The sequence below is a fragment of the Rheinheimera texasensis genome (assembly GCF_964031785.1).
GTDB lineage: Bacteria > Pseudomonadota > Gammaproteobacteria > Enterobacterales > Alteromonadaceae > Pararheinheimera > Pararheinheimera texasensis_A.
On record NZ_CAXIRE010000021.1, the window covers coordinates 1,198,190 to 1,214,135 of the forward strand.

General features: G+C 52.7%; 15 protein-coding genes and 1 tRNA gene. 1 reads left to right on the top strand and 15 read right to left on the bottom strand.

Features of this window, described 5'->3' with window-relative positions; translation table 11 throughout:
- Nucleotides 1-164 precede the first annotated feature (164 nt).
- The 11 genes from ABNT34_RS16910 to tsaE all read right to left on the bottom strand — a co-directional run bounded on the left by ABNT34_RS16910 (nt 165) and on the right by tsaE (nt 11,511).
- The gene (locus tag ABNT34_RS16910; RefSeq protein ID WP_031568588.1) at nt 165-1,463 is read right to left on the bottom strand and encodes an adenylosuccinate synthase; all 1,299 of its coding nucleotides are present in this window, start codon (nt 1,461-1,463) and stop codon (nt 165-167) included.
- A gap of 140 nt (nt 1,464-1,603) precedes the next feature.
- The gene (locus tag ABNT34_RS16915) at nt 1,604-1,798 is read right to left on the bottom strand and encodes a DUF2065 domain-containing protein (protein ID WP_348733686.1); all 195 of its coding nucleotides are present in this window, start codon (nt 1,796-1,798) and stop codon (nt 1,604-1,606) included.
- Complete coding sequence (locus tag ABNT34_RS16920) at nt 1,795-2,967, bottom strand: aminotransferase class V-fold PLP-dependent enzyme (protein WP_348733688.1); 1,173 nt, start codon at nt 2,965-2,967, stop codon at nt 1,795-1,797. The genes ABNT34_RS16915 and ABNT34_RS16920 overlap by 4 nt, the downstream gene beginning before the upstream one ends.
- 135 nt (nt 2,968-3,102) lie before the next feature.
- The gene (gene hflC, locus ABNT34_RS16925; RefSeq protein WP_348733690.1) at nt 3,103-3,981 is read right to left on the bottom strand and encodes a protease modulator HflC; all 879 of its coding nucleotides are present in this window, start codon (nt 3,979-3,981) and stop codon (nt 3,103-3,105) included.
- Between the two features lie 3 nt (nt 3,982-3,984).
- Nucleotides 3,985-5,139: an FtsH protease activity modulator HflK gene (gene hflK, locus ABNT34_RS16930; protein WP_348733692.1), complete on the bottom strand. Its 1,155-nt coding sequence runs from the start codon at nt 5,137-5,139 to the stop codon at nt 3,985-3,987.
- Nucleotides 5,140-5,188: 49 nt separating this feature from the next.
- Nucleotides 5,189-6,472, bottom strand: coding sequence for a ribosome rescue GTPase HflX (hflX, locus tag ABNT34_RS16935; protein ID WP_348733694.1), 1,284 nt, complete (start codon nt 6,470-6,472; stop codon nt 5,189-5,191).
- A gap of 15 nt (nt 6,473-6,487) precedes the next feature.
- A complete protein-coding gene (gene hfq, locus ABNT34_RS16940) occupies nt 6,488-6,745 on the bottom strand; it encodes an RNA chaperone Hfq (RefSeq protein WP_031568600.1) in 258 nt (85 codons plus the stop codon).
- 93 nt (nt 6,746-6,838) lie between these two features.
- Entirely contained in the window at nt 6,839-7,759 is a 921-nt protein-coding gene (gene miaA / locus ABNT34_RS16945) for a tRNA (adenosine(37)-N6)-dimethylallyltransferase MiaA (protein WP_348733697.1), read from the bottom strand.
- A complete protein-coding gene (gene mutL / locus ABNT34_RS16950; RefSeq protein WP_348733699.1) occupies nt 7,756-9,549 on the bottom strand; it encodes a DNA mismatch repair endonuclease MutL in 1,794 nt (597 codons plus the stop codon). Before mutL ends, miaA begins: the two co-directional genes overlap by 4 nt.
- Nucleotides 9,546-11,042 carry an N-acetylmuramoyl-L-alanine amidase gene (locus ABNT34_RS16955; protein ID WP_348733701.1) on the bottom strand — a complete coding sequence of 499 codons (1,497 nt, stop codon included), beginning with the start codon at nt 11,040-11,042 and terminating at the stop codon, nt 9,546-9,548. The genes mutL and ABNT34_RS16955 overlap by 4 nt, the downstream gene beginning before the upstream one ends.
- A gap of 1 nt (nt 11,043) precedes the next feature.
- Nucleotides 11,044-11,511: a tRNA (adenosine(37)-N6)-threonylcarbamoyltransferase complex ATPase subunit type 1 TsaE gene (tsaE, locus tag ABNT34_RS16960; RefSeq protein WP_348733702.1), complete on the bottom strand. Its 468-nt coding sequence runs from the start codon at nt 11,509-11,511 to the stop codon at nt 11,044-11,046.
- A gap of 129 nt (nt 11,512-11,640) precedes the next feature.
- Between tsaE and queG the strand changes: the two genes are divergently transcribed.
- Nucleotides 11,641-12,783: a tRNA epoxyqueuosine(34) reductase QueG gene (gene queG / locus ABNT34_RS16965; protein WP_348733704.1), complete on the top strand. Its 1,143-nt coding sequence runs from the start codon at nt 11,641-11,643 to the stop codon at nt 12,781-12,783.
- On the opposite strand, the gene ABNT34_RS16970 is transcribed toward queG, so the two are convergent.
- From ABNT34_RS16970 to ABNT34_RS16985, 4 genes are all read right to left on the bottom strand, one after another.
- On the bottom strand, nt 12,756-12,956 hold the full coding sequence (locus ABNT34_RS16970; protein WP_348733706.1) for a DUF1289 domain-containing protein: 201 nt from the start codon (nt 12,954-12,956) through the stop codon (nt 12,756-12,758). The two genes, queG and ABNT34_RS16970, sit on opposite strands and share 28 nt — an antisense overlap.
- Nucleotides 12,953-15,118, bottom strand: a complete 2,166-nt coding sequence (locus ABNT34_RS16975) for an EAL domain-containing protein (protein WP_348733734.1) — start codon at nt 15,116-15,118, stop codon at nt 12,953-12,955. The genes ABNT34_RS16970 and ABNT34_RS16975 overlap by 4 nt, the downstream gene beginning before the upstream one ends.
- A gap of 129 nt (nt 15,119-15,247) precedes the next feature.
- Nucleotides 15,248-15,673, bottom strand: coding sequence for a DUF4442 domain-containing protein (locus ABNT34_RS16980; RefSeq protein WP_348733708.1), 426 nt, complete (start codon nt 15,671-15,673; stop codon nt 15,248-15,250).
- Nucleotides 15,674-15,848: 175 nt separating this feature from the next.
- Nucleotides 15,849-15,924: transfer RNA gene (locus ABNT34_RS16985), tRNA-Gly, on the bottom strand.
- Nucleotides 15,925-15,946: the final 22 nt, after the last annotated feature.

Sequence of the window (15,946 nt, forward strand, 5' to 3'; positions counted from 1 at the left end):
TATACACTTGCATAGCAACTTATGCTCAAAAGAATACAAAATTTATGCCTGAATGAGAAATCCGGTCAAAGGCTGTCGTGCATCGCCGAAATATTGCTCCTGCAATTTCGGCATACCGTACTTCCTGTACATAAAAAAACGCTGCCGGAGCAGCGTTTTTCTGATTACGCCTCGTAAGGATGGCGTAAGACGATGGTCTGGACCCGATCCGGGCCTGTCGACACAATGTCGATTGGCACTTCGGTGACTTCTTCCAGACGTTTGATGTAGTTACGTGCGGCTTGTGGTAAGCCTTCCAGCGACTGCACACCAAAGGTCGATTCTGTCCAGCCTGGCATGGTTTCATACACCGGCGTCACCAGCTCATAACCTTCGGCAGCCATTGGTGGCACTGTCGAGACTGAACCGTCTGGCTGGCGATAGCCGACGCAGATTTTCACTTCAGTCAGGCCATCCAGCACGTCCAGTTTTGTCAGGCAGAAACCGGAAATACTGTTCAGTTGCACGGCACGGCGTACGGCAACAGCGTCAAACCAACCACAACGACGTTTACGGCCAGTGGTAGCGCCAAATTCGTGGCCTTTCACACCCAAGTGTTCGCCTACTTCGCAATCCAGTTCCGTCGGGAATGGGCCTGAACCGACGCGGGTGGTATAGGCTTTGACGATGCCCAGTACGTAATCCAGATAACAAGGACCAAAACCGGCACCAGTTGCCACGCCACCGGCCGTGGTGTTCGATGAAGTCACATAAGGGTAAGTACCGTGATCGATATCAAGCAAAGTGCCCTGGGCGCCTTCGAACATGATTTCTTTGCCGGCTTTACGCGCCTTATCCAGCAGGTCAGTCACGTCGACAACCATCGACTTCAGCATATCCGCTAAAGCTAATGCGTTGTCTAAGGTGGTCTGATAATCGACCGCATCAACTTTGTAGTATTGGGTCAGCGTGAAATTGTGCAGTTCCATCAGCGCTTTTAACTTCTCGGCGAACAGTTCTTTATTGAACAGGTCGCCAACACGCAGACTGCGACGGGCCACTTTGTCTTCATATGCAGGGCCGATACCACGACCGGTAGTGCCGATTTTTTTGTCGCCACGCGCCTGTTCACGGGCAACGTCTAAAGCGACATGGAATGGCAGAATCAGCGGACAGGCTTCAGATAATACCAGGCGCTCACGCACTGGCACGCCGCGCTGCTCCAGCATGGTCATCTCTTTGAGCAAAGCTTCCGGAGATAACACCACGCCGTTGCCAATCACACATTTTACGTTGTCACGTAAAATGCCTGACGGGATCAGGTGCAGTACAGTTTTTTCGCCGTCGATTACTAAGGTGTGACCAGCATTGTGGCCGCCTTGGTAACGTACAACGAAACTCGCCTTGTCGGTTAATAAATCGACGATTTTACCTTTTCCTTCGTCACCCCATTGGGTGCCGAGCACAACAACGTTCTTGGCCATGGTTCCTGCATCATGGAAAAAAATTAGGCGGGGATTCTAGCAAATTCAAAGTCAAAGTTCAGCCGCAAGGGCAAAAAAAAACCAGCGAATAACTCAGCTGGTTGATTTCACGTGAAATTCTCATCAGGACGTCTGGATTTCTACGGTTGCAATAACCACCAGAGCCAACAACTGCCGGCCACCACCAGTACAAAACCGAGTTGACGTAAATTTTGCGCCGGTTCTGTGGCAAGCTTACGCATATAAGCTTGCCAGCGATTTGGAAACAACAATGGCCCGACGCCTTCGATGATGAGCAGCAACGCCAATGCTGGCCACAGCCAGTCCGACATCATGCATCTACCTGAGAAAGGCAGCTCAAATCAATATCAGCCGAGTCATGATACATAGCAAAACCAAACCGCAGACGATCACCGCGATAATCGGTTTCGATATGCCGGCTTTTAAGATAAGCGGACAACGCTGCGACACTTTCTGCATCCGGACCACGAAATGTGAGGAAATGACCATGACAAGTCAAATCTGTCGCCAGCAAATTGTCCCTGTTAAGCCAAACATGCTGCAAGTTGTCTAATTTCGCTAAGAAGACTTGCTGTAACTGCTGGACATGCTGATGAATAGCAGCAACATTGACCCCGTCAGCCGCAAACAACTCCAACACTGCCTGCAGACGATATAAAGCGGTCAGGTCCATCGTTGCGCCGGCAAACTGGTAGCCATCTGTAGCATAACCAACCTGCTGGCTTTTTACGCCTGCCAATGCGCCAAATTCGGCGAACCAGCCGGTATAGAGCGGCCGGAATTGATTCTGTGCTGGTACCAGCATAAAACAACAACCTTCCCCACCCTGGGCGTATTTATAAGACCCGGCCAGATAAAAAATCCGCCCCTCTAAGGCTGACAAATCTGTCGGCAGCGCCATAAAACCATGATAACCATCGACGGCAACAGTCGCCAGGCAACACTGCTCTAACTGACTGACCAGGCTATCCAGCTCAGTCACAACCAGGCCGGAGTTAAAAAACACCTGACTGAAAAACACCAGATCTGGTTGCAGTGCTGTCGCCGCCGCAACAAAACGCTGCGGAAAAGTGGCAAAAGGTTCAGTTGGCACTTTAACAACCTGCACACGGGCATCTTCTGCTAAGCGATTAATTTGTCTGCTAAAGGAGTGAAATTCGCTGTCTGTCGTCAACACCTTCAAACCGGCCGACCAGTCAAAACAGCTGAGCAGGCGAAACAATAACTCGTGCGTATTGGGTGCAAACACCAGCTGCTCGGCCTGACGGACCTGCAAAATATCAGCTATCAAGCGCTGCACTCGCGGGACTTTCTGGCCAAACATCATGTCCCACTTGTCGTCGACCAAGCGGGCCGTGTCGTCCCAATACTGCAACATCGCGTCGCGGGTCACATCCGGCCAATAATGATGCGAGTGGCAGGCATAATGCTGGGTTTGTGGATGGGCCTGAATAAAACGTTGGTAATATTTTTTATAACTCATGCAGCACTCCGCGCGGGCTTTTGCATTACTGATGGTTTTTTATGCCGCCAAAGACCTGTCAACGCCAGGGCGTGTTGACATTTGGTGTTTTAGTTAAAAAAAAGGCCCGCAAGCGGGCCTTTTCCGGCAATCTTATCAGTTACCTGACATCGATTGCATATGTTTGAAAAACTCATTATCCGGCTGGATAATCATCACGTCGGCTTTGTTCTGGAAGCTGTTGCGATAGGCTTCCATGCTTCTGACAAAGCTGAAGAAATCAGCATTTTTGCTGTAAGCGTCGGCATAAGTTTTTGCCGCTTCTGCGTCGCCTTCACCTTTAGTGGTACGGGCATTACGTTCAGCATCCGCCAGCATGATGGTGACTTTCGCATCAACATCTGAACGCAGCACTTCTGCCTTTTCCATACCACGGGCACGGTGTTCTTTCGCCACTGCGGTACGTTCAGCGCGCATACGCTGGAAAATGTTGTTACTGATCTCGTCCGGCAGGTTAATCTTCTTCACCCGCACGTCAACGATTTCAATACCCAGCTCATCTGAGCCCTTAGACGCCTGCGCCATGGCTTTCACCATCAGCTCAGAACGTTCACCTGAGACAATTTGCTGGATAGTTCTGGTACCAAACTCTGTACGCAGACCGTTATTAATATACTGTTTTAACAGGTTTTCCGCGCGTTCAGTCCGACCGCCGGTTGCCAGATAGTATTTACCGAAGTCCTTGATTTTCCACTTCACGTAGCTATCGACCAACAAGTCTTTTTTCTCGGAAGTAACAAAGCGGTCAGCAGGGTCATCCAGCGTCTGGACTTTGGCATCGAGCTTGCGGACTGTCTCTACCAGTGGCAATTTGAAGTGCAGGCCAGGCTCAAACACCCGAATTGCGCCTTCGCTGGTCCGCTGAATTTTGCTGAACTGGAACACGATGCCCCGCTCGCCTTCCTGCACTACAAACACAGAAGAAGTTGCGACAAAAACACCAACAGCGATAAGACCTAACAGGAAATTTTTCATGGCTTAACCCCTCCCTGTCCGGCCGCTATCAGATCTGGGCGTTGCAGAGCGCGCATCTGCAGGCCGGCTTTCCGGCAGCTGTAAGCGTGGCTCAGCAGACTGCGGCTGTGTCACTGCACCTGAATTTGACTGATTAATCATTTTATCCAGTGGGATATACATCATGTTGTTGCCGTTTTTCACATCCACCAGCACTTTAGAAGTGTTGGCGTAAACCTGTTCCATCGTTTCGATATAAAGACGCTTGCGGGTGACTTCCGGCGCCGCCAGATATTCCGGCAGTAATTTCTGGAAGCGGGCGACTTCACCTTGTGCTTTTAACAAGGTTTGTTGCTTGTAAGCTTTGGCTTCCTGCTCCATCCGGTACACCTGACCACTGGCTCTTGGCTCGATTTCGCGGGCGTAGGCTTCGGCTTCACGGATAAAGCGTTGTTCATCTTCCTGTGCCGCGATCGCATCGTCAAACGCCGCTTTGACTTCTTCCGGTGGACGAGCATCGCGGAAGTTTACGTCAACAATCTGCAGACCCAGATTGTACGGTTTAATGATGCTGTCTAATTCGACGCGGGTATTCTGCCGGATCAGCTCACGACCTTTGGTCAGCACGTCATCCATTAAAGAATGACCAACAACATAACGCAGTGCGGCATCTGTCGCCTGCATCAGGCTGCTGTCAGGGTCTACTACAGCAAATTTATAAGCACGTGGATCTTCAATGCGGTACTGCACTTCAAAGGTTACGCGCACCAGGTTTTGATCCTGTGTCAGCATAAAACCATCGGTTTTCAGCGTTTCTACGCTGGAAACATCCACCGGTAATACCTGATCGATGAAAGTTGGCTTCCAGTTAATACCTGGATTCACTTCACCGTGGTACTGGCCTAAACGCAACACTACGCCACGCTCTGATTCTTTGATGGTGTAAATACCGCTGGCGAGCCAGCCCAACAACGCCAGAATCAGGATCAGCGTGATCAGAGCAGAACTGCCGCCATTGCCGCTACTACTGGCACCGCCAGAACCGCCACCGAAGATGCCACCGAGTTTTTTACTCAGATTGCGGAAAACTTCATCCATATCAGGAGGACCCTGATTACGTCCGCCCTGATTCCAGGGGTCATTATTCTTGCCGTTGTTACCCGGCTCGTTCCAAGCCATACGTTACTCCGTGTTGCTTCAGAAGGTTAAAAGTTACTATATCAAAATCTCAATCAGTCAGGACACAGCTTTGTAACAATGTCTGACTCTGCTTGTTCAGTCGCTCCCACAGGGCGACTGACAGCTGGATCTGGAGCAGGCAATTGCCCTGTTCATCAAAATGTTCCTGCCGGACACAACCGGCTTCATGCAACCTAGCCCGCCAGCTCAGAGCATCAGGCGGTAATTGCAATTGCATTGCGATAAAACGATCCGACAGTCTGGTCACTATAGCCTGACGCAACAAATCCAGCCCAATCCCGGCTTGCGCAGAGATGAACACGGACTGCGGTACACCATATTCGTCATACTCGATCCGGGCCTGCTGATCAGTCCGGTCGATTTTATTAAACACTTTTAATTGCGGCAGCTCGTCCGCTTCGATTTCGTGCAACACATGCTGAACCTGAGCAATATTATCTTCAACGCGTGCGTCAGAGATATCAATTACATGCAGTTGTAAATCAGCCTCACGCGTTTCCTGCAAGGTCGATTTAAAAGCCGCCACCAGATCATGTGGCAAGTGGCGGATAAAACCAACGGTATCAGCAAAGATTAAAGCGCCAAAATCCGGGAAACGGATTTGCCGCAGCGTCGGGTCCAGGGTGGCAAACAATTGATCCGCCGCGTAAACGTCAGCCTGAGTCAGCCGGTTGAACAATGTCGATTTACCGGCATTGGTATAACCGACCAGCGACACCACAGGGACTTCAGCCCGCTGCCGCGCTTTGCGGCCCGTTTCGCGTTGTTTACTGACTTTATCCAGGCGTTGCATCAGCATACTGATACGGTCACGCAGCAGCCGGCGATCAGTTTCCAGTGCGGTTTCACCTGGGCCACGCAGGCCAATACCGCCTTTTTGTCGCTCGTTATCAAAACCGCGAATTAAACGGGAAGCCAGATGCTTCAGCTGCGCCAGTTCAACCTGCAACTTACCTTCAAAGCTGCGGGCGCGCTGGGCAAAGATATCGAGGATCAGAGTGGTACGATCGATGACTTTGCACTGACAAAGTCGCTCCAGATTGCGCGTTTGCGCGGGCGATAAACTGTGGTTAAAGATAATCACATCTGCCGCATGCTGCTGCACTGCAGTGGCGATTTCCTGCGCTTTACCACTGCCAACAAACAAACGCGCATCAGCGGTCTGACGCGGGCCCGTGATCACGGCAGCTGCGACAACGCCTGCAGACGCAACCAGCATCTGCAGTTCATCCAGATCTTCCCGCGCATGTTCCTGCGGAAAGGTGATGTGGACAAGGATCGCTTGTTCAGCCGGCTGATGATGGTCAAACAAGCAATAATGCCCCGATTACTCTTCCAGTTCGTCGTCGCCAGCGCCACTGCCATGTGCCGCCATGGTATTGACTGCACGAGCCGGCACTACTGTAGAGATTGCATGTTTATAGACCATCTGGCTCACAGTATTTTTCAGCAGAATGACAAACTGGTCAAAAGACTCAATTTGGCCCTGCAGCTTGATACCATTTACAAGGTAAATGGAAACAGGAATACGCTCCCGCCGTAAAGTATTTAAAAATGGGTCTTGTAAAGATTGGCCCTTTGCCATTTGCCGCTTTCCTTTTTCTTTGTTCTGATTCTTGATATATGGATTATTATATTATTTTCAAGTCGTTAAATAACGATTTTTTTCTTCACTAATTTAGCGTAGCGAAGATAAAACAGCTTGCAAGTTTTCTTGCTGAGTTAAATCTGCATTTAACCAGCGCAAATTCTGCCAGCTGCGAAGCCAGGTCAGCTGGCGTTTTGCCAGTTGTCTCGTTGCGGCAATACCACGATACACCATCTCGTCATAAGGCACTAGCCCGTCCAGATAGTCCCACATCTGGCGGTAACCCACGCAGCGTATCGACGGTAAATCCGGATGCAGATCAGATCTTTGCTTCAAAAGCCGCACTTCCTGCTCAAATCCCTGCGCCAGCATCTGCTCAAACCGCAATGCGATCCGGCGGTGCAGTTCAGCGCGCTCAGTCGGTGCGATGGCAAATTGACAGACCGGATAAGGAAAAGGTTCCCCTTTTTCTTCGGTGAGTTCAGTCAGATTACGACCGGTCAGCCGGTAGACTTCCAGCGCCCGGTTGATGCGCTGCGGGTCGTTCGGATGAATACGGGCTGCAGACACCGGGTCGATGACGGCCAGCTGTTGATGTAACCCATCCCAGCCCAACACTGCAGCTTCGGCTTCAATCTGTGCCCGCACTTGCGGATCTGCTTCAGGCAACGGCGAAATGCCGTCCAGTAGCGCCTTAAAATACAACATGGTCCCGCCAACCAATAAGGGTAACGCTCCACGTTGCTGAATGTCAGCGATAAGCCGCAGTGCGTCGCTGCGAAAATCTGCGGCTGAATAGGCCTGCGCCGGGTCCAGAATATCAATCAGATGATGTGGCACTGCTGCTAGTTCTGCAGTATTTGGTTTAGCAGTGCCAATATCCATGCCGCGATAAATTAATGCACTGTCGACACTGATAATTTCCACCGGGCGTTGCTCGGCAAGCGCCAGCGCCAGCGCGGTTTTACCAGACGCCGTGGGCCCCATCAGAAAAACAACCGGGCTGGTCATTGCACATGCTCCTGCAGTAGTTGTCGGCTAATTGATAAATCTACCGGAACAGCCTGCCACAATTCTGGCTGCTGGAACAAAGCCGGCTGATGTTGCAACAGGGTTGTCGCGGCCAGCCATTGCCGCTGCAGCAACAGTTGCAGTAATTGGCGCCAAAGCTCCGGTAATACCGTCTGCTCCGGCCATTGCGACCACCACAAAGGCAACACTGTTGCCAGCGGCACGCCCTGCAGCAACTGCGGCACTGCCCGGATAATCAGCACCTGATTGCTTAGCACCAAGTCGAAGCCCATCTGCGATAAAGGACTGGCATGCGCCGTCAGCAGGCTGATTTCTGCCAGTTCCAGCCGCAGACGTTCCGGCAGCAATAGTGCGACAGAGGGAAGGAATTGCTGACTCAGCAAAGCGCCAAAACTGGCCGGCATATCAAGTAAATAAAGTTGCTGCTGATGTGTCAGCAATAATTCAGTCGGGCTTAATAATAAACTACCAGCCGGAGCTTGCAGCGCTTCAGTACTCACCAGCGCCGCCGTCGCAGGTCTCGCTTCGTGAACTGCCGCGGGTAAATCCTGCACAGCAGCCGACCAGTGGTGTGTTGCGCCGCTTTGCCCGGCTGGCTGATAACTACCATATGTCGCAGCCCGGCAAGAAGGCGCAGCACTGTAGCGGAATTGTGCTGGCGATGGCTGGTGCGAACGAGGCCCCACAGCAGTAAAAGACGCAGGTGCTGAGTACGCCGGCCTGGCTTCTGCATCTGCGGTTGGTTCAGCAATCAGCGGAAATTCAGCCGCCTCTGCCTGCGCCAAGGCGTTGGTCAGCGCACTATACACAAAATCGTGAACCAGGCGGGCCTGATGAAACCGCACTTCATGTTTGGCCGGATGCACATTCACGTCCACCTGTTCCGGATCTACCTCCAGATACAACACAAAGGCCGGCAGCGCTTCCGGCGCCAGTGCATCGGCATAAGCCTGGCGGATCGCGTGATTCAGCAGTTTGTCGCGCATCATCCGGCCGTTGACATAACAATACTGCACTTGCAGCTGTGAGGTGCATAGCGCGGCCGGCAACACCCAACCAGACAGCTGCATCAGGTCATACTGACTTTCGACATAACAGGCGCTTTGGGCAAAATTACGCCCGCATAACTGCGCCAGCCGCTTGTGTTTGCCGGCATCGTCCGTCACCGCTTTGAGCTGTCGTACCGTCTGACCATTGTGGGTCAGCGTCCAGCTGACGTCGTAACGGCTGAGCGCCAGGCGTTTGACCAGCTCGTCGATATGACTGAATTCGGTTTTATCCGATTTGAGAAAACGCCGGCGCGCCGGTGTATTAAAAAACAAGTCCAGCACTTCGATACTGGTGCCCACCGGATGTGCGGCTGGTTTGATTTGTACCGCCATATCGCGCCCTTCAGCCATAGCCTGCCAGGCTGATTCCTGCGTTGCCGGACGAGACGTCAAGGTCAGGCGGGAGACTGAGCTGATACTGGCCAACGCTTCACCGCGAAAGCCCAGGCTGACAATTTTGGCCAGGTCGGCAAAATCATGAATTTTTGATGTGGCATGCCGACTCAGCGCCAGGGTCAGTTGGTCTTTGGCGATGCCTGAACCGTTATCGCGCACCCGCAGCATTTTACTGCCGCCTTTTTCCACATCGATGTGAATCTCAGTGGCGCCGGCATCGAGACTATTTTCTACCAGCTCTTTGATCACAGACGCCGGCCGCTCCACCACTTCACCGGCGGCGATTTGATTGGCCAGTTGCGGCGGCAGCAGCTGGATCGTCATCGTTGCGGCACCCTGAGATTCTGGCCGATACGAATGTTATCTGACTTTAACTGATTGAGCTGGCGCAGCTGTGACATTGGCACGCCATATTTGCGCGCCAGCATCGACAAGGATTCGCCGGATTTCACTTTGTGCATCAGGATACGGCCACTCCCCTGGCTGCCAGACGGCAACACAGGTCCGGCGACACGCACAGGCGGAGTTGCCGCAGTTGTTTTAGCCGATGTAGTTTTGGCCGGCGTTGTCACTGCAACAGCTGTGTCATTGCGAACCGGTGCTGAACGCTGCGCCGGCAACTGCAGATCCGACTTGCCGCGCCGCTGTGCGATGGCACTGTCAGCCGGTGGCGCATTCTGGAAGTGCTTTTTTAACGCACGGAAAATTGCTGCCGCCAGTTTTTGCTGATGCGAGGCCGTTTTTAATTTCTGTTCTTCGCTGTGGTTAGAGATATAACCGGTTTCGACCAGAATGGACGGAATATCCGGCGCTTTCAGCACACCAAGGCTGGCGGCCTGAGGCTCTTTTTTATGCAGTTTGGTGACATCGTCCAGTTCACGTAATACCGCAGCGGCAACATCAAAGCCGGTAGTCATCGAATGATTCATCGACAAATCCAGCACAGTTTGCGCCAGATAACGCTCATTGGCGGAATCTTTAATGACTTCTGCCACACCACCGAGCAATTCAGAATGCTGTTCGGTTTGCTCCATCATCCGACCCACTTCGGTGGTGGCTCGTTTGAGCGACAACACCCAGACCGAGGCGCCGCTGGCTTTGCGGTTTTCTGCCGCATCCGCATGAATAGACACTAATAAATCAGCTTGTTTACTGCGTGCGACGTCCGGTCTTTTACTCGGATAGATGTAATAGTCGCCACTGCGCGTTTGTACTGCTTTAAACCCGGGCTCTTTATTGATCAGTGCCGCCAGTTTTTCAGCAACCGACATCGTGATGTGTTTTTCGTAGGTGCCTTTTGGACCAACTGCGCCTGGATCGTGGCCACCGTGGCCGGCGTCAATCGCGATGATAATGTCGCGACCACCACCGCTGCTGGCGCGGTTTCTACTGGAAGGTGGCGGTGCGACAAAAGCTTTTTCTGCCTGCACGTCAGTGATGTCCAGTACCAGCCGGTGGCCGTAGCGGTCGGAAGGCGGCAGCGCAAAAGCTTTTTCCGCCGACTCGCGGCTTAAATCCAGTAACACCCGCACTGAGGCCTTGCCACTGACTTTTTGCACGCGGATGGATTTGACTAACTCTGATTCACCGGACATTTTGCCCAGCTTCGGCTCATTGATGCCGTCAATTTCCAGCGTGACCAGCGCGCCTTGTTTTGGCAATAACCGAAACACTGGCTTTTGCTGCATGTCGAATACAACCCGGGTGCTGTCCGGCGATGGCCAGATCCGCACACTGTCGATTTTGTTTGCTGCCAATACCGCAACACTGAAAAAAGTCAGGCAAAGGCCTAACCCGAACATCCGGGAAAAATTCATATCAGACAATCAGTTCCAACATCGCTGCGCCTCGTGCCGTCAGTGCATGGATCTGCAACAGACGTGCTTCGGCGCTGGTTATTTTTAGTTGCAGGTCCAGATCCGGAACCGGTAACAACGGCTGCCCCCGCTCCGGCCATTCCACCAGACACAGATGCTGTGCGGCAAAATAATCGCGGATCCCCATGAATTCGAGCTCTTCCGGGTCATGTAAACGGTACAAATCAAAGTGAAAAACCTGTAAACCTGAAAGTTCGTAGCTTTCCACTAACGTGTAAGTCGGGCTTTTTACATTGCCCTGATGGCCCAGCGACTGCAACAAATACCGGCTAAAAGTGGTTTTGCCGGCGCCAAGGTCACCATGCAGATACAAGACGCCACCGTCGCGACAGCCTTGCGCCAGCCGGCCGGCGATTTGGCGGGTGGCATCTTCATCGCGAAGTTCAATCTGATACGACAGTCCGGACATCAGCAATTGGGCCTGCAAAATATGAATACTGCCGGTATGCTACCAAAATCAACGCCGCAGCACTACCGCGCGGCATAATCCGACTCTGTGATACCATAGATTTATCTGCAGATTTTTTGCCTTTACCTGATGACTTCAACGCCGCAAACACCTGACTGGTCTGTATTAGCCTTGCAAATTAAACAGTGGGCCAAGGAGCTTGGCTTTAGTGCCTGCGGTATTACAGATACTGACCTTCAGATAGAAGAATCCCGCCTGCAGCAATGGTTAAACGCCGGTTACCACGGCAGCATGGACTATATGGCAAGCCACGGCATGTTGCGCGCGCGCCCGGCCGAATTGCTGCCAGGCACTTTGCGGGTAATCTCGGTCCGAATGGACTATTTGCCGGCAGCCGCCGGTTTTGCCACCAACCTAGCTGACCCGAACCAAGCCTATATCAGCAGGTATGCGCTCGGCCGCGATTATCATAAAGTGCTGCGCCAACGCTTAAAACAACTGGGCGAGCGCATCAGTAAGCAGGTCGCAGATCTGGGGTTTCGGCCTTTTGTCGACTCAGCGCCGGTGCTGGAACGGCCGCTGGCCGCTAAGGCCGGTCTTGGCTGGATTGGTAAACACAGCCTGCTATTAAATGAGGAAGCAGGTTCCTGGTTTTTTCTCGGTGAGTTGCTGGTCAATATTCCGCTGCCAGTCGATCAGCCGCTGACGAAAGATTGCGGCAACTGTGTCGCCTGTATCACCAGCTGCCCGACCGGGGCTATTGTCGCGCCTTTTGTCGTCGACGCCCGTCGTTGTATCAGCTATCTGACCATTGAACTGAAAGATGATATCCCGGAGGAGTTGCGGCCTTTGCTTGGCAATCGCATCTATGGCTGCGACGACTGTCAGCTGGTGTGTCCGGTCAACCGCAGTGCGCCTTTAACTCAGGAAACCGATTTTGCCCGGCGCCCACAGTGGCGCAGTCAGTCATTGCTGGCTTTATTTGGCTGGAGTGAAGCGGAGTTTCTGCACTTTACTGAAGGCTCTGCCATCCGCCGTATCGGCTATCAGCGTTGGCAACGCAACATCGCCGTGGCGCTGGGGAATGCGCCTTATGCCGAGGCCGTAGTGCAATGTCTGGAGAAATTCAGCGGCGATGCCATGGTGCAGCGGCATGTCGATTGGGCGTTAGCGCAACAACGGCAAAAGGCCACAGCGGCTGCGGCAGAACTGAGCCGGGCGCAACAGCGGCTGGTGCGGATTATTCAGGTGGGTTTACCTAGGGACGCCTGAGTTTTTTGCGCCTCACGTTGCTGTAAACGTGCAGCTGCCTTTTGCAAAATCTGCTGTTTTTCTACGTCAGTCGCCTGATGCCAGCCAGTGATCTCATCGACATGCCGGCCACAACCGAGGCAAATGTCTGCCTGATCCAGACAACAATTCCGTACGCAGGGATTGTCGATCATGGCAAAAGTACCGGTTTTTGCACCAGTGAAATCAAATCCGCTTTTGCCAAGGGCCTGGAGAAATAATAACCCTGAATAAAATCACAGCCGAGCTGTTGCAGCACGCTGAACTGTTCAGCGGTTTCAACGCCCTCGGCCACCACCTGCACGTCCAGCACTTTGGCCATATTAATCAGCACGGCCACTAAAGCCCGCGCTTTATCCTGCTCAGCAATCAGATTGATAAAACTTTTATCAATTTTAATAAAATCAACCGGATAGCGACTCAAATAATTCAACGCCGAATAACCGGTACCAAAATCATCAATCGCCAGTTGTACACCTTGCTGATGCAGGCTTAACACATTGGCCTGCTGCACCGAGACTTTATCCATAAACACGGATTCCGTGATCTCCAGGATCAGTTGCTCCGGCGCCAGCCCGGCGGCCGAGAGCTGCGCCATCCAGTCATCCGCGCATTTCGCCTGATTAAATTCCTGGCTGCTGCGGTTGACCGAAATCTGCAATTGCAACCCCATTTGGCCAAACAACTGCATATCGGTAATGGCCTGCTGCAAAATCCATTGACCCAGAGGCCGGATAGCACCAGTGCGCTCTGCCACCGGAATAAAATCAAAAGGCGGGATCAGGCCACGCTCAGGATGTTGCCAGCGCACCAGCGCCTCGGCTTTGCTAAAACGCTGATTTTCCACGTCGTAAATCGGTTGGTACATCAGAAAAAACTGACGTTGTTCAATGCCTTTGATGATTTCATGGTGCAAATGCACAAAATGATCAGCTTCTTTTTGCATGCCGGCATCATAAAAATGGAAAGTGTTACGTCCCAGATGTTTGGCGGCATACATGGCCCGATCCGCATGTTTCAGCAGATCTATGGCCAGCAGCCCGTCATTCGGATACATCGCCACGCCGATGCTGGTGGAAATCGATAACGGCGTGCTGTTGACCATAAAAGGTGCATGGAAAGCATTCAGCAATGTCTGACAGAATTGCTCCACCAGCTCGGGCGGACCATGCTCCGGCACCACCAGCACAAACTCGTCACCACCGGAACGGGCCACCAGCTCAGGCCCGGTTAACTGCTCCAGTAAACGGTCCGCCACCAATTGCAGCAGCTGGTCGCCGACCGGGTGCCCGAGACTTTCATTCACTTGCTTAAATTCATCGAGGTCGAGACTCAGCACGGCCAGCTGGCCGCCCTGGGCCCGCGCCTGTTTCAGCATCAGTTCCAGTTGTCCCAGCAATACCGCGCGGTTGGCCAACCCGGTCAGCGGGTCAAAACTCGCCTGCCAGGCCACGGTTTGCAGCGCCTGTTGCCGTTCCTGCGACAACCGCAACAACACATAAAGCCCAACCGTCAGAATCAGCGTCAGCAACAAACCAACTGGCAGGAATAGCGGCGGCAGGCCGGCCAGTACAGGTAGCCGTTGTTTTGGAAATGCATGTAAGCGCCACTGGCCATTGGGCAGGCGGATGTTGGCATAGACTGAAGGCAAACCCTGTAACACCAGATCGCCCCAAAAAAATTCCGTGTGATTGATATTGCCGTCACGGCCGGACAAACCGAGATAATAATCTTCACGGAACTGTTCCAGCTGGGTTTGTTGCAGCAGACGTTCCAGCGGGATCACGGCCGCAATCACGCCCCATAATTGTTTATCACCCGTAAACACCGGCACCCGTAGGATTAGGCCGCTGCCACCCTGCACCAGTTTCACCGGACCAGCCAACAATGGCCCGCCCAAAGCAATCGCCTTTTCAATAGCGGCGTACTGTTCCGGAATAAGCCGATAATTGACGCCTAACGCCGCTTCATTGCCGGCTCTGGGGTAGACATAACGAATGACTAAATCGGGTGCCAGCGCAATGTGGCGGAACAGCGGATAATCTTTGAGCAACAAATCAACCCGGTTTTCCAGCTCGGCCAGCGGTTGTTGCGGGTGCAGGATAATTTCATTGCGCAGCGATTCGCTGACCACGACGGCGGTACGGATAGTCGCTTCCAGTGAGGCAGCATGATGGCTGACCTGCTGCAACAGCTGGTAGCGCTCGACTTCAATATTTTTTTGCTGCTGCTGCCAGACCAGTATGGCCAGCAGCGTCAGCAACAACATTCCCACCGCAACGGCAACCCGTATTGGATGCCTGACCAGCCAGGACATACGCAATTGCACACCGGGAGCGGTCAATTTGCGTTCTGCATTGAATTCTGAGCTGATCAATTGATGTTCCTGCGGCCTGCACTGCAGATAATCTATCAGTTCCTGCGATGGCCTGCCAGTCAGTGGGGATCAGCCTGGCTTACGAATCTTCGGGATCCAGGCCCAGGTATACAGTGCTTCTACCGGTTCAACGCCCAGTTGATCTTTAATCAGGACCCGGATCACTACTTCGCCTTTGTCGCTGTGTTGAAGCTGCGTTATCTGGGCTTCGTCCAGTTGCGCCACAGCCGTCAGCGCGCCGGTAGAACGTTTCAGATACTGAATTTGCATTGATTTGAGCAATGGAATTTTGTCATCCGCCACATGCATGCCCAGCAAAAAACCGCTGGCAGACTCGCCAAGCAGCGCCGTGGCGGCGGCATGTACAGAGCCGATATGGTTTTGCACTTTACGCCGGTTGGCCAGGCGTAGTTTTGCCTGCTGAAAATCCAGCGCCTCGACCTGAATTCCGGCAGTGCCGGCGAATTTGATAGTCCGGCCGAACAGCAGGGTCAATAACCAGCAGCGGCAAAAAGCCGGGGCAGTATTTATTTTCGTGACAAGACGACTGAGTTTATTTGGGCTTGGCATACTGGTCTTACCTGATAATTTTGGCCGCTAAACTAACAGCACAGACAGCTGTGTGCAAGTATGGAAGCACAAAGGTAATTTGACCATGAATAACGAGAATTGGAGCGGGCAACGAGACTCGAACTCGTGACCTCGACCTTGGCAAGGTAGCGCTCTACCAACTGAGCTATGCCCGCATATTTATTACTTACTGCTATG

Excerpts from the sequence above, each read along its gene's own strand:
- miaA (WP_348733697.1), bottom strand. The coding sequence starts at position 7,759 with ATGACCAGCCCGGTTGTTTTTCTGATGGGGCCCACGGCGTCTGGTAAA.
- tsaE (WP_348733702.1), bottom strand. The coding sequence starts at position 11,511 with ATGTCCGGACTGTCGTATCAGATTGAACTTCGCGATGAAGATGCCACC.
- ABNT34_RS16920 (WP_348733688.1), bottom strand. The coding sequence starts at position 2,967 with ATGAGTTATAAAAAATATTACCAACGTTTTATTCAGGCCCATCCACAA.
- hfq (WP_031568600.1), bottom strand. The coding sequence starts at position 6,745 with ATGGCAAAGGGCCAATCTTTACAAGACCCATTTTTAAATACTTTACGG.
- hflC (WP_348733690.1), bottom strand. The coding sequence starts at position 3,981 with ATGAAAAATTTCCTGTTAGGTCTTATCGCTGTTGGTGTTTTTGTCGCA.
- queG (WP_348733704.1), top strand. The coding sequence starts at position 11,641 with ATGACTTCAACGCCGCAAACACCTGACTGGTCTGTATTAGCCTTGCAA.
- ABNT34_RS16955 (WP_348733701.1), bottom strand. The coding sequence starts at position 11,042 with ATGAATTTTTCCCGGATGTTCGGGTTAGGCCTTTGCCTGACTTTTTTC.
- mutL (WP_348733699.1), bottom strand. The coding sequence starts at position 9,549 with ATGACGATCCAGCTGCTGCCGCCGCAACTGGCCAATCAAATCGCCGCC.
- ABNT34_RS16915 (WP_348733686.1), bottom strand. The coding sequence starts at position 1,798 with ATGATGTCGGACTGGCTGTGGCCAGCATTGGCGTTGCTGCTCATCATC.
- hflK (WP_348733692.1), bottom strand. The coding sequence starts at position 5,139 with ATGGCTTGGAACGAGCCGGGTAACAACGGCAAGAATAATGACCCCTGG.
- ABNT34_RS16910 (WP_031568588.1), bottom strand. The coding sequence starts at position 1,463 with ATGGCCAAGAACGTTGTTGTGCTCGGCACCCAATGGGGTGACGAAGGA.
- ABNT34_RS16975 (WP_348733734.1), bottom strand. The coding sequence starts at position 15,118 with ATGTCCTGGCTGGTCAGGCATCCAATACGGGTTGCCGTTGCGGTGGGA.
- ABNT34_RS16970 (WP_348733706.1), bottom strand. The coding sequence starts at position 12,956 with ATGATCGACAATCCCTGCGTACGGAATTGTTGTCTGGATCAGGCAGAC.